7 protein-coding genes, 2 tRNA genes and 3 rRNA genes are annotated in these 13,253 nt (G+C 46.2%); 6 read left to right on the top strand and 6 right to left on the bottom strand.

Translation table 11 applies throughout. The features are described 5' to 3' along the window. The first annotated feature begins 71 nt into the window (after positions 1–71). From E3D81_RS00785 to coaBC, 3 genes are read left to right on the top strand one after another with little or no spacing between them, the layout of a single operon-like run. Positions 72–983 carry an outer membrane protein assembly factor BamD gene (locus E3D81_RS00785; RefSeq protein WP_099367048.1) on the top strand — a complete coding sequence of 304 codons (912 nt, stop codon included), beginning with the start codon at positions 72–74 and terminating at the stop codon, positions 981–983. 33 nt (positions 984–1,016) lie between these two features. Beyond that, complete coding sequence (locus E3D81_RS00780) at positions 1,017–1,343, top strand: DNA-directed RNA polymerase subunit omega (RefSeq protein WP_099367047.1); 327 nt, start codon at positions 1,017–1,019, stop codon at positions 1,341–1,343. A gap of 11 nt (positions 1,344–1,354) precedes the next feature. Next, the gene (gene coaBC, locus E3D81_RS00775; RefSeq protein ID WP_134776083.1) at positions 1,355–2,566 is read left to right on the top strand and encodes a bifunctional phosphopantothenoylcysteine decarboxylase/phosphopantothenate--cysteine ligase CoaBC; all 1,212 of its coding nucleotides are present in this window, start codon (positions 1,355–1,357) and stop codon (positions 2,564–2,566) included. 16 nt (positions 2,567–2,582) lie between these two features. On the opposite strand, the gene E3D81_RS00770 is transcribed toward coaBC, so the two are convergent. Beyond that, the gene (locus E3D81_RS00770) at positions 2,583–3,950 is read right to left on the bottom strand and encodes a methyltransferase RsmF C-terminal domain-like protein (protein ID WP_099367045.1); all 1,368 of its coding nucleotides are present in this window, start codon (positions 3,948–3,950) and stop codon (positions 2,583–2,585) included. A gap of 60 nt (positions 3,951–4,010) precedes the next feature. Here E3D81_RS00770 and E3D81_RS00765 point away from each other — a divergent pair, with 60 nt between their 5' ends. Beyond that, positions 4,011–4,403, top strand: a complete 393-nt coding sequence (locus tag E3D81_RS00765; protein ID WP_099367044.1) for an SRPBCC domain-containing protein — start codon at positions 4,011–4,013, stop codon at positions 4,401–4,403. 403 nt (positions 4,404–4,806) lie between these two features. Here E3D81_RS00765 and rrf read toward each other — a convergent pair. The 5 genes from rrf to E3D81_RS00740 form a co-directional block, all read right to left on the bottom strand. After that, positions 4,807–4,918 (bottom strand): 5S ribosomal RNA (gene rrf / locus E3D81_RS00760). 162 nt (positions 4,919–5,080) lie between these two features. Next, positions 5,081–7,967 (bottom strand): 23S ribosomal RNA (locus tag E3D81_RS00755). 142 nt (positions 7,968–8,109) lie between these two features. Further along, positions 8,110–8,183 (bottom strand) — tRNA-Ala (locus E3D81_RS00750). A gap of 10 nt (positions 8,184–8,193) precedes the next feature. Beyond that, a tRNA-Ile gene (locus E3D81_RS00745) sits at positions 8,194–8,270 on the bottom strand. A 124-nt stretch (positions 8,271–8,394) separates the two neighbouring features. After that, positions 8,395–9,922, bottom strand: a 16S ribosomal RNA gene (locus E3D81_RS00740). The 16S, 23S and 5S rRNA genes sit together here with 2 tRNA genes alongside, the layout of an rRNA operon. 1,112 nt (positions 9,923–11,034) lie before the next feature. On the opposite strand from E3D81_RS00740, the gene E3D81_RS00735 reads away from it, so the two are divergent. Both E3D81_RS00735 and E3D81_RS00730 read left to right on the top strand, forming a co-directional pair. Then, the gene (locus E3D81_RS00735; RefSeq protein ID WP_099367856.1) at positions 11,035–11,397 is read left to right on the top strand and encodes a BlaI/MecI/CopY family transcriptional regulator; all 363 of its coding nucleotides are present in this window, start codon (positions 11,035–11,037) and stop codon (positions 11,395–11,397) included. A 29-nt stretch (positions 11,398–11,426) separates the two neighbouring features. Next, the gene (locus E3D81_RS00730) at positions 11,427–13,178 is read left to right on the top strand and encodes a M56 family metallopeptidase (RefSeq protein ID WP_134776082.1); all 1,752 of its coding nucleotides are present in this window, start codon (positions 11,427–11,429) and stop codon (positions 13,176–13,178) included. The last annotated feature ends 75 nt before the right edge of the window (positions 13,179–13,253 follow it).

Raw genomic sequence — 13,253 nt, 5'->3', positions numbered from 1 at the left:
AAATGGAAATGAACTATTTTCGCATGTTAAATATAATTGAATATTAGTATTAATTGACGTATCTTTGTAGGATGTTTTTGAAGAATCATGTATTTAGCCTAATTATCGGCGTATTTTTGTTAACTGGTTTCAGCAGCTGTAAAAGTAAATTCGAGAAAATACGTGCCAGCAACAACATACAAATGAAATATCAGGAAGCGGTGAAATACTACGAAAAAGGTAAGTATTCCAAAGCTTTGACGTTATTTGAGGAGTTGGTTGCACGTTATCGCGGTACAGCAGAAGCTGAAGATCTTTACTACTACACTTCTTATGCGAGTTACCGGTTGAAGGATTATATCTCGGCTAGATACCACTTCAAGCAATTTGCAGACAACTACCCGCACAGTGCTAGAGCAGAAGAAGCTCGTTTCATGTCGGCATATTGTTATTACCTGGAATCTCCACGTTCTAACCTCGATCAAGACAATACCCGCAAAGCTATCGAACAGTTACAATTGTTCGTGAACCTTTATCCGGAATCGGAAAAAGCGAAAGAAGCAGGTGATCTTATCCAGAACCTTCGTGATAAATTGGAGAAAAAAGCCTTTGATAATGCTAAACTGTATTACAACATGGGCCTACCTGATGATTACAGAGCAGCAGTGATTGCGCTGGAAAATGTATTGAAGGAGTATCCAGACACAAAACATGCTGAAGAGATCGAATACCTATTGGTAAAATCCCAATACTTATTTGCAGACAACAGCTATCCTCACCGTCAGGAAGAACGTTTCAACCAGATGTTGGATTACTATGAAACGTTTTCTGAGAACTTCCCAGAAAGCAAGTACAGCAATGAAGTTAAAGGTCTACGCGCTTCTGCGGAACGTAAGATTGCTTCAGCCATCAAATTGATGGAAGCGGATGCAAAAGCAAGAAAGAAACGCGAAGAAGAATTAGGTGTTTCTACTCCAGGAACTGTTCCGGTAGAAACAAATTAAGTAAATCATTTAGTACAATATATTCATTTTAATATGAGCCAAAATAAAAATAATGTTCCTAACTCTACAGTTACTCGTGACTTAAGAGAATTAGACAACACTACGGACAACCTTTACGAGTCTATCGTTATTATCAGCAAACGTGCAAACCAGATTTCTGTTGATATCAAAGAAGAGTTAAATCAGAAGCTATCGGAATTTGCGAGCAGCAATGACAACTTGGAAGAAGTATTCGAAAACCGTGAACAGATCGAGATTTCTAAACACTATGAGCGTATGCCAAAACCTACGTTAGTAGCGATCGATGAGTTCTTACATGATAAAGTTTACTTTAGAAACCCTTCTAAAGAACAAGAATAAGCTGTAGAAGCATGTCTCTAAAGGACAAAAATATTGTAATTGGTATAAGCGGCAGCATTGCCGCTTATAAAATTGCAACCTTGGTCAGGTTACTTCGCAAGGCTGATGCGTCCGTTCAGGTGATCATGACCGAAGAAGCGACGCAGTTCATTACCCCACTTACTTTATCCACTCTATCCAACAATCCTGTTCTGGTCGATTATTATCAGCAAGAAACAGGGGAATGGAATAACCATGTGCATCTTGCAGAGCAAGCTGATCTGATCCTTATCGCACCTGCATCGGCAAATACCATTGCCAAATGTGCACAGGGATTATGTGACAACCTGCTATTGGCGGTTTATCTATCTGCTAAAGGTCCTGTTGCTTTTGCCCCTGCCATGGATTTGGACATGTGGAAACACCCTGCCGTACAACATAACATTTCCTTGTTGAAGAGCTTCGGACATGCTATTGTACCTCCTGGAACCGGCGAATTAGCCAGTGGTTTGGTTGGTGAGGGAAGATTGGCTGAACCGGAGGATATATTTTCCTTTATAGAAGACTACCTGGCTTCAGACAAACCTTTACAAGGAAAGACAGCTTTAGTATCCGCTGGTCCTACTTATGAAGCTATAGACCCTGTACGTTTTATCGGAAATCATTCGTCCGGAAAGATGGGCTATGCGATTGCCAAACAATTGCAACAGCTGGGTGCAGAAGTCACTTTGGTAAGTGGTCCAACCGCTTTACCGACGCCTTCAGATGTAAACCGTATTGACGTGGTTTCCGCGCAACAAATGCTGGAGGCAATGGACTCCAACTTTTCTACAGCAGATATCATTGTGATGAGTGCGGCTGTGGCTGATTATACTCCAGTTGAGGTAGCAGACCAGAAGATCAAGAAGAAAGCCGAAGACTTTACTATCTCCTTGAAGAAAACTACGGATATTCTGGCGAGCCTAGGCGCTAAGAAAACCAGCTCTCAAACATTGGTCGGCTTTGCCTTAGAAACCAATAATGAATTGGAAAACGCAAAGGATAAATTAGGCAGAAAGAACTTGGATTTCATCGTGTTGAATTCCATGCAGGATAAAGGTGCAGGATTTGCCCACAATACCAACAAGATCACTGTTATTGATCGTGATCTACATGTATCCAACTATGAGCTCAAATCAAAGGATGAGGTTGCAGTGGATATCTGTAAGCTGATCATCGAGCATCAGCTTATGATCAATCAATAAGCCTTTCCCCTTTCTTTTAAAGATTAGCTATCCTGATTTCTTTGGGATAATAGTTATTTACCCGATTGCCTAATACCTTTACCCATCCTAAGGATATTCCTTTATACTTCACTAAGCACCAGCCCTTCATCCCCGCAGGAAACAAAGCCGGATCTAAGGGTTCTTTCCTCAAAAAGTTCTGCGCATCGGCTAATCCAATTTCAGCTGATGAAATGTCTTTTGCCTGCAATACGCTCATGGCCAAATCATGGGATGGAACAAGTTCCTTGCCTAACCATTTACCGATCATGGTTCCCGCATTCTTCAGGTATAGGACCTGCTGTGCTGCTTTTACATAGGCTTCCACAGATTTTGGAAACAGATGAACATTTTCATTATGGATAAAAGAAGCATAATCGTTCGGATTTTCCACCCAATTGACCAATGCTTCCTTTGGAAGTGGAGATTTCTCCATTTTTATCTTCTTCATGGAAAACATCGGTTGGATGCCTTTGAACTTTAGTACAGCTACAAAAAAACCTTCTCCCTTTGTCTTATGCGGGTAGAAACGGTAGCCATAAGCCTGATGCTTGGATGAAAGCGTTTCTTCTACACCCCAAGCTTCTTCCAATGGAATCCTGATCGTTTCAAATTCATATTCTTCATGCAGCCAATCCAGTATCTGTTCGTTCTCTTCCTCGGAGTAAGAGCAGGTCGAATAGACCAATATACCTCCGGTAGAAATACTCGGCATCACATCCGCTAAAATACGTTTCTGACGCTCGCTACAGAGTTTCACATTGGCTTCTGACCATTCGTCTATACTATCTTCGTCCTTTCGGAACATGCCTGAGCCAGAACATGGCGCATCGACCAGGATGAAATCAAAGAAGCCTGGCAGTCTGCGGAAAGAGGAGGGATCGTTATTGGATACCACCGTGTTGGGTAATCCCCAATGCATGAGATTATCGCGAAGGATGTTCACCCGTGTTTTGATGATTTCATTAGCGATTAAGAAGCTATCCGGACTAAAGGAGGCATTTAATAAGGTAGATTTCCCTCCAGGCGCAGCACATAGATCCAAAGCCTTAATGGCCTTATCCCCTAATTTTAAGGTTTCAATGATATGTGCTATGAACATGGAAGAAGCTTCCTGCACATAATAACATCCCGCATGGAACAAGGGATCAAGGGTGAATTTAGGGCGTTCCTTTAGATATTTACCTTCCTCGCACCAAGGCACCTCTCCTGCCATTTCAAAGTCTAAGGATGTTGGTTTGTTAGGATTGAGCCGAATAGAAGTAAGCTTTTCTCCTCGTTCATGGGCATCTAAGAATGCTTTTTCATCAAACAAAGGGTTGGAGCCTAATTTTCTTACGAGGGCATTTGGAAGTAAATTACTCATGCTATTGCTAATAAATTCCCGTAAATTTACAGGAATTATCTAAATCCCTTTTTATATCACATGAAAGAATTTAAAAAATATTATATCATCACGGCTCCACCGGAGGATTTATACCGCGCATTGACCACCGAAATTACGATCAGGCTATGGACCGGAGACCTTGTTGAAATCGACCCCCAAGTAGGTGGTGAATTCTCCATGTGGGATGGCGCCATCCAGGGAAAGTTCCTCGAAATGGAACCTTATAGTAAGATTGTGCAACAATGGTATTTTGGTGAACAAGAGGAAGAATCTATCGTGACCTTCAAACTACATGAACATAAAAAAGGAACGTCATTGGAGGTTAAGCATACGAATATCCCTGATGAAGATTATGAGGATATCGTGGAAGGCTGGAACGAGACCTATGTTGCTTCGCTGATAGATTTTTATGAAGAAGAAGAAGAGGGGTAAGGGTAAGGAAATCTTTGATTTCCTTACTTTGAGTATTAAGTAGTTAGTATTTAGTAGTTAGTATTTAGTATTTAGTAGTTAGACCTATGGCGCCCTCCGTCATTGCGAGGAGGTACGAGGAAGCAATCCTTGGATATGCGGCGCCTTATGTCATCCTGAGCGCAGTCGAAGGATCTGTACGGGTACCACATGTAGATGCTTCGACTCCGCTCAGCATGACATGCGGGAAGATTGCTTCGTTCCTCGCAATGACGGGGCGTTCCTCGCAATAACGAAAGGCCTCCAATGACGCACAAGGCCTCCAATGACGCGTGGGCCGCAATGGCTCGGAAGTCCCGCACACAAAGAAACCCATAAAAACAGAAAGCCCCGTCATCTATCGATAACGGGGCTCCTTTGTAAAATTAGGCGCCGACCTACTCTCCCACCTGTTACGGCAATACCATCGGCTCTGGCGGGCTTAACTTCTCTGTTCGGAATGGGAAGAGGTGGACACCGCCGATATAGGCACCTGAAGATCTTTATGAGATATTGTTCTATGTTCTGTCTGAAATTGACACTGTAGCACGCATGCAGCAGTCTAAATACTAACTACTAGATAGTAGTTACTGAACACGTCATTGACATGTTATTGGAAGAAAGGATCAAAAAAGAGAGAGGACAACAGTACTATCCGCATTGGAAAGCTTCGGGTTATTAGTACCACTCGGCTTTGGTCTCTCAACCTTTACACCTGTGGCCTATCAACGTCGTCATCTCCGACGGCCCTTATGAGGAAGTCTCATCTCGTGGCTAGTTTCGCACTTAGATGCTTTCAGCGCTTATCTATCCCGGACGTAGCTACCCTGCCGTACACCTGGCGGCATAACAGGTTCACCAGCGGTCCGTCCAACCCGGTCCTCTCGTACTAAGGTCAGATCCACTCAAACTTCCAGCGCCCACAACAGATAGGGACCGAACTGTCTCGCGACGTTCTGAACCCAGCTCGCGTGCCACTTTAATGGGCGAACAGCCCAACCCTTGGGACCTTCTCCAGCCCCAGGATGTGACGAGCCGACATCGAGGTGCCAAACCTCCCCGTCGATATGAGCTCTTGGGGGAGATCAGCCTGTTATCCCCAGAGTACCTTTTATCCTTTGAGCGATGGCCCTTCCATACAGAACCACCGGATCACTATGTCCGTCTTTCGACCCTGGTCGACTTGTAGGTCTCACAGTCAAGCAAGCTTATGCCATTGCACTCCACGTACGGTTACCAAGCGTACTGAGCTTACCTTTGAAAGCCTCCGTTACCTTTTTGGAGGCGACCACCCCAGTCAAACTACCCACCAAACAATGTCCTCGCCTTGGGCGAGTTAGAAACCGGATACAGAAAGGGCGGTATTTCAAGGTCGTATCCACGGTTCCTGGCGAAACCGCTTCAATTACTCCCGCCTATCCTACACATCCTGTACCCAATCTCAATGTTAAGCTATAGTGAAGGTTCATGGGGTCTTTCCGTCCCGTTGCGGGTAACCGGCGTCTTCACCGATACCACAATTTCACCGAGCTCATGGCTGAGACAGCGCCCAGATCGTTACACCATTCGTGCAGGTCGGAACTTACCCGACAAGGAATTTCGCTACCTTAGGACCGTTATAGTTACGGCCGCCGTTTACTGGGGCTTCGATTCAATGCTTCTCCTTGCGGATGACATCCCCTCTTAACCTTCCAGCACCGGGCAGGTGTCAGGCCTTATACTTCATCTTTCGATTTCGCAAAGCCATATGTTTTTGCTAAACAGTCGCCTGGGCCTTTTCACTGCGGCTTCTCCATCGCTGGAGGAAGCGCCCCTTCTCCCGAAGTTACAGGGCCATTTTGCCGAGTTCCTTAGCCATGATTCACTCGAGCACCTTAGGATCCTCTCCTCGACCACCTGTGTCGGTTTACGGTACGGGTGTTCCTTACCTGAAGCTTAGCGGGTTTTCTCGGAAGTCTGATTACCTGCACTATCTGCGCCCCCGGAGGTTTGCAGTACTATCGCGCTTCGGCTGTACCGGCGGATTTGCCTACCGGTCCAATACCTTTGCGCTTCAACGAGCTATTCCGTCAGCTCGCGGCAGTGTCACTACTCCGTCACCACATCGCAGTAAGGAACAGTACGGGAATGTTGACCCGTTGTCCATCGGCTGCCTCCATTCGGATGCGCCTTAGGTCCCGACTGACCCTGATCCGATTAGCGTTGATCAGGAAACCTTAGTCTTTCGGTGGGCGGGTTTCCCACCCGCCTTATCGTTACTTATGCCTACATTTGCTTTTCCATAAGGTCCACCGACAGTCACCTGCCGGATTCGCCCCCTATGGAATGCTCCCCTACCAGTGCAGATTCATCTGCAATCCATAGCTTCGGTACCGTTCTTGATGCCCGTTTATTATCCACGCCCGGCCGCTCGACTAGTGAGCTGTTACGCACTCTTTAAATGAATGGCTGCTTCCAAGCCAACATCCTAGCTGTCTGGGCAACCGGACCTCGTTAGTTCAACTTAGAACGGATTTGGGGACCTTAGCTGATGGTCTGGGTTCTTTCCCTCTCGGCCTTGGACCTTAGCACCCAAAGCCTCACTGCCGGCCATATCTAGCAGCATTCGGAGTTCGTCTGGATTTGGTAGGATTTGACTCCCCCGCACCCAATCGGTAGCTCTACCTCTGCTAGACTCATATGCCGACGCTGTTCCTAAAAACATTTCGGGGAGTACGAGCTATTTCCCAGTTTGATTGGCCTTTCACCCCTACCCTCAGGTCATCCGGAAACTTTTCAACGTTTATCGGTTCGGTCCTCCAGTACGTGTTACCGCACCTTCAACCTGCCCAAGGGTAGATCACAAGGTTTCGCGTCTACCTCATCCGACTGTGCGCCCTGTTCAGACTCGCTTTCGCTTCGGCTCCTCGACTTAATCGATTAACCTTGCCGGACAAGAGTAACTCGTAGGCTCATTATGCAAAAGGCACGCCGTCACGGAATCGCTCCGCTCCGACCGCTTGTAAGCACACGGTTTCAGGTTCTTTTCACTCCCCTGTTCGGGGTTCTTTTCATCTTTCCCTCACGGTACTGGTCCACTATCGGTCTCTCAGGAGTATTTAGCCTTGCCAGATGGTGCTGGCGGATTCCCACAGGATTTCTCCGGTCCCGCGGTACTCAGGATACCACTATGCCTGTATTCTTTGCCTGTACGGGGCTCTCACCCTTATCGCGCAGTTTCCCACCTGCTTCCAGTTCATAGCACAGTACAATATCGTGGTCCTACAACCCCATATCTGCCGTAACAGGTATGGTTTGGGCTCTTTCCCGTTCGCTCGCCACTACTTGGGAAATCATTGTTATTTTCTCCTCCTACGCTTACTTAGATGTTTCAGTTCGGCGCGTTCGCTTCATTTGATGGCATGTCTTCAACATGCCGGGTTGCCCCATTCGGAGATCCACGGATCGAGTCGCATTTGCCGATCCCCGTGGCTTATCGCAGCTTATCACGTCCTTCATCGCCTCTGAGAGCCTAGACATCCCCCGTGTGCCCTTGTTTACTTTCTTCACGCCACCATCCCTTTTGCCAGATGGTGCGTTGCTTTGGATCCATGCCCGTGGGCACTTCTCCTCTGTTGTCTTCTCTTGTTATCTCTTTTCTTCCAATATGTCAAAGAACTCTCATCCCTTCCCCTTGCGGGAAGGCCTGTGGAGAATAACGGATTCGAACCGTTGACCCCCTGCGTGCAAGGCAGGTGCTCTAGCCAGCTGAGCTAATTCCCCTTCCGTATCCTGGTAGTCCCGAGCAGATTTGAACTGCTGACCCCTACATTATCAGTGTAGTGCTCTAACCAACTGAGCTACGGGACTGGCTATCTTCATCTCTTCTCGCGACACCGTCCTGGACTCCGTCCGGGCGGGCACTTTCTTCTTTATGAGTCTGTTATCCATCATCTATGATCTGTTATGCAGCGAGGCCGGGTACAGGCCCCAGAAAGGAGGTATTCCAGCCGCACCTTCCGGTACGGCTACCTTGTTACGACTTAGCCCCAATTACCGGTTTTACCCTGACACGCTCCTTGCGGTTACATGCTTTAGGTACCCCCAGCTTTCATGGCTTGACGGGCGGTGTGTACAAGGCCCGGGAACGTATTCACCGCGTCATTGCTGATACGCGATTACTAGCGAATCCAACTTCACGGGGTCGAGTTGCAGACCCCGATCCGAACTGTGAATGGCTTTTCGAGATTGGCATCACATTGCTGTGTAGCTGCCCGCTGTACCATCCATTGTAGCACGTGTGTAGCCCCGGACGTAAGGGCCATGATGACTTGACGTCGTCCCCGCCTTCCTCTCTGCTTGCGCAGGCAGTCTGTTTAGAGTCCCCACCTTGACGTGCTGGCAACTAAACATAGGGGTTGCGCTCGTTGCGGGACTTAACCCAACACCTCACGGCACGAGCTGACGACAGCCATGCAGCACCTAGTTTCCTGTCCCGAAGGACGCATCCGTCTCTGGATGCTTCAGTAACTTTCAAGCCCGGGTAAGGTTCCTCGCGTATCATCGAATTAAACCACATGCTCCTCCGCTTGTGCGGGCCCCCGTCAATTCCTTTGAGTTTCACCCTTGCGGGCGTACTCCCCAGGTGGATGACTTAACGCTTTCGCTTGGACGCTTACTGTATATCGCAAACATCGAGTCATCATCGTTTAGGGCGTGGACTACCAGGGTATCTAATCCTGTTCGATCCCCACGCTTTCGTGCATCAGCGTCAATAACGGCTTAGACAGCTGCCTTCGCAATCGGTGTTCTGAGACATATCTATGCATTTCACCGCTACTTGTCTCATTCCGCCGTCTTCAACCGCATTCAAGCACTTCAGTATCAAGGGCACTGCGACAGTTGAGCTGCCGTCTTTCACCCCTGACTTAAAGTGCCGCCTACGCACCCTTTAAACCCAATAAATCCGGATAACGCTCGGATCCTCCGTATTACCGCGGCTGCTGGCACGGAGTTAGCCGATCCTTATTCTCCGGGTACATTCAGCCCTCCACTCGTGGAGGGGTTTATTCCCCGGCAAAAGCAGTTTACAACCCATAGGGCAGTCATCCTGCACGCGGCATGGCTGGTTCAGGGTTGCCCCCATTGACCAATATTCCTTACTGCTGCCTCCCGTAGGAGTCTGGTCCGTGTCTCAGTACCAGTGTGGGGGATTCTCCTCTCAGAGCCCCTAGACATCGTCGCCTTGGTGGGCCGTTACCCCACCAACTAGCTAATGTCACGCGAGCCCATCCATATCCTATGAATATTTAACCATATGATGATGCCATCTAATGGTTGCATGCGGTGTTAATCCGGATTTCTCCGGGCTATCCCCCTGATATGGGTAGGTTGCTCACGCGTTACGCACCCGTGCGCCACTCTCACCGATGGTAGCAAGCTACCACCGGATCCCGTTCGACTTGCATGTATTAGGCCTGCCGCTAGCGTTCATCCTGAGCCAGGATCAAACTCTCCATTGTAGAATGAAGTGTAAGACCGTGACTATTCATAAAAATAGAAACGTCTTGTTTTTTGTATCTCTGTCCTGCTCCCGGAAATCTGAAATCGATCGATCTGTAGATCGTCTTAATTTTCAGCTTTCGTCTTCCGACTACTCGCTGCGTTACATGATCATAAAATCTTAAAGAACTCTCCGCCTCCGCTCGCGCTTCGGCTTCTGTATGTTTTCCGACCTCGTTTCCTTGGTCTCGAACTGTCATTTCTGTGGGCTGCCAGCGTCGCGCCGGCTGCCGTTCCCCGTGGTTGGGACTGCAAAGGTAGAAGGTTTTTTCGGTTCCGCAAAATTTATTTTAAAATAATTTTTTGGGGCTTTTTTTCCGTGTATCGTTGGCCCGGGGAATCCCCCAAATAGCAACCTGCAGCTACCCTTATTTCAGTGGCCGTTCGGCCGTCCCTCCCTTGCGGAGTGGTGCAAAGATAGGGACTTCCCATCCATATTTCCAAGACCCCCGGGGAACATTTTTTACGGTTACCCTGTAAAGCGCTGTGGCAATGGTGGATAAATTTGTACCCGGGGGTGCAGGATAGGTTTGTACCGGAGGGATTTTATCCCATTTATCTATGTTGGCCTGCTGATAGGGAAACATATTTTGCTCGGGAACCCACCTGGTGGGTATCTGAAGCAGGGTGGAAGCAGGGAAAAAGCATGGAAATGGATGTTGACCATAGGAAAAGCATACTTTAGCATTGCTTTCACCATGGTTTTGCATCGAAGGCAACTTGGGGCCCTGCGTCATTGCGGGGCTCTGCGTCATTGCGGACCCGCGTCATTGCGAGGAACGAAGCAATCTTCCCGCATGTCATGCTGAGCGGAGTCGAAGCATCTACATTTGGTACACGTACAGATCCTTCGGCGATGCTCAGGATGACAAAGTCCAAAGATTGCTTCGTCGTGCCTCCTCGCAATGACGTGACTTTACATTCTCCCAATGATGATAAATTTTACAAATTTTAACTACTGATTATCAATATTTTACACTAATATTGAAAAAGAATTCAAAAAAATATTTTGTACTTACGAAATCCTTCGTAGATTTGAGTACGAAATAATTCGTAGATAAATCTAAAAAACATGAAACCTACAGATAGCGAAATGGAAATCCTTCAGGTCCTTTGGAATAAGGGCGAAAGCAGCGTTCGCGAGGTTTTTGAAACCCTGAACAAAAAGGATGTGGGCTATACCACTATATTAAAACTCATGCAGATCATGCATGATAAAGGTATGGTGAGCAGAGATACCAGCTCCAAAACACACCTATATAAAGCAGAAATTGAAAAAGAGTCTACCCAGGAACAATTCCTGGATAAAATGATAGATTCAGTTTATAACGGCTCAACCGCCCGATTAGTGATGCAGGCATTAGGCAATGAAAGAACGAGCCAAAAAGAACTGGACGAAATCAAGGCATTCCTGAAAAACTTGGAAAATAAATAGGTTTATACCCTTCGATTAAATAAATAGCCATGGAAACTACCACATATAACTTGATACAAGCCTTGGGATGGAGCATCCTACATTCCATCTGGTTAGGAGCGATATGCTATATTCTTGTCAATATCATTAAGCTCATCAATCCAAAACAAAGCGCAGCAGCACGGTACAATACCGCATTTTTCTTGCAGGTCAGCATATTTTTAGGTTTTATGACCAGCTTTCTATTATACTATAGTAAATATAAAGCCATGCAGAACCTCTACCAAGCGACTCCGCCAGAGATGATCCCCGCGATCAATTTCCAGGAAGGAAGCCCATTCAGCTTGGAACGCTTGTTCCCCTACCTGGTAGCCGCTTACCTTATCGGTTTTATCATCCAGGTATTGATCCTTTGCAACAGCTACCTCAAATTACGTCAATTAAAATATACAGGTTTGGATAGCATCCCTAAAGAATGGAACCAGTTGTTCAACAAATCAAAGGAAAGTCTGCAGATCAATAAACGCGTATCGATATTTCTTTCCAAGCATATTTCAGTTCCATTGACCGTAGGATTTCTAAAGCCCTTCGTTCTTTTCCCGATTGCCTTTGTGAACAACCTGAATACGACACAGGTCGAAGCGATCATCCTACATGAATTGGCACACATCAAACGACAGGATTACCTCTTCAACTTATTGAAAGTAGTGATGGAGACCCTCCTATTCTTCAACCCATTTGTTTGGGCCTTATCAAAAATGATCGAGAAGGAAAGGGAAAACGCCTGCGACGATATGGTGTTGAAGCAGATCAGCACGCCAATCCATTATGCCAAGGCATTGGTAGAATTGGAAGAATTAAGAATGAAGAATACCCCTGCCCTAAGTATGGCAGCAACCGGAAATAAAAACCACCTATTTCAAAGAATCAAAAGAATCACCAACATGGAAACCAACCATAGAAATGTAAAACAACAACTCCTAGCGGTTTTGGCAAGTTCAGTTGCCATGATCAGCTTAGCGATGTTGATACCCGCGCAACAGAGCGTTGCAGAAGAAATCGAACTGATCGATCCTATCGTACCAGCACCACATGCAGCATTGAAACCCATGTCCGCTGAAGTATGCTTAGACACGATCAAACCTGTAAATACGGTAAATAAAATCAAGGTTACCAACCATGAAATCGTAGACACCACCGAATTACCAGCTCATGTTCGCAAGGCGATCAAAGAGATGGAGCTTAATTCGAAGGATGTGGCAAAAATGACCAATTCGCCTGAATGGAAAAAACAGATGCAGTCTATCACCGAACAGACCGCAAAAGTGAACGAGGTTTTCAAATCCGACGATTGGAAAAACAAGATGGCTTCCATCAATATCTCCAATGAAAAGATCAAGGAAGTAATGAAAGATAAAAAATGGGCCGATATGTCATCCAACGAGATCAACAAATTCTTTAATAGTAAGGAATGGAAAGATCAGATCAAGAGCATAGAAGATCATTCAAAGCAGGTCGCTTCTTATTTTGAATCTGATGACTGGAAAGATCAGATGAAGTCCATTGAAGCAGAAACAAAGAACATTCAGAAATACTTTGAATCTCCGGAGTGGAAAAACAAGATGCAAAAGATTGAACAGGGAGGAAAAGAGATCGAGAAATACTTCCAGAGTGAAGAATGGAAGCAAAAAGTGAAAGAAAAGGAGGAGCTATATAACTCCGAAGAGTATAAAGAGCTCCAGAAAAAATATGAAGAGGATCTGAACCGATTAAAAAGGGACAGAAAATCAAAAGCTATTTAGTTAAAAATCATTTGTTTTGTTGTTTAGTTAAAGTGGGTTCTGCGGAGTCCACTTTTTTATTTTAATATTTCTTAT

This window comes from Sphingobacterium sp. CZ-2, assembly GCF_004526235.1.
Classification (GTDB): Bacteria; Bacteroidota; Bacteroidia; order Sphingobacteriales; family Sphingobacteriaceae; genus Sphingobacterium; species Sphingobacterium tenebrionis.
The sequence above is the reverse complement of the archived record's forward strand: the minus strand, read 5'-3'. Positions and strand labels throughout refer to the sequence as shown.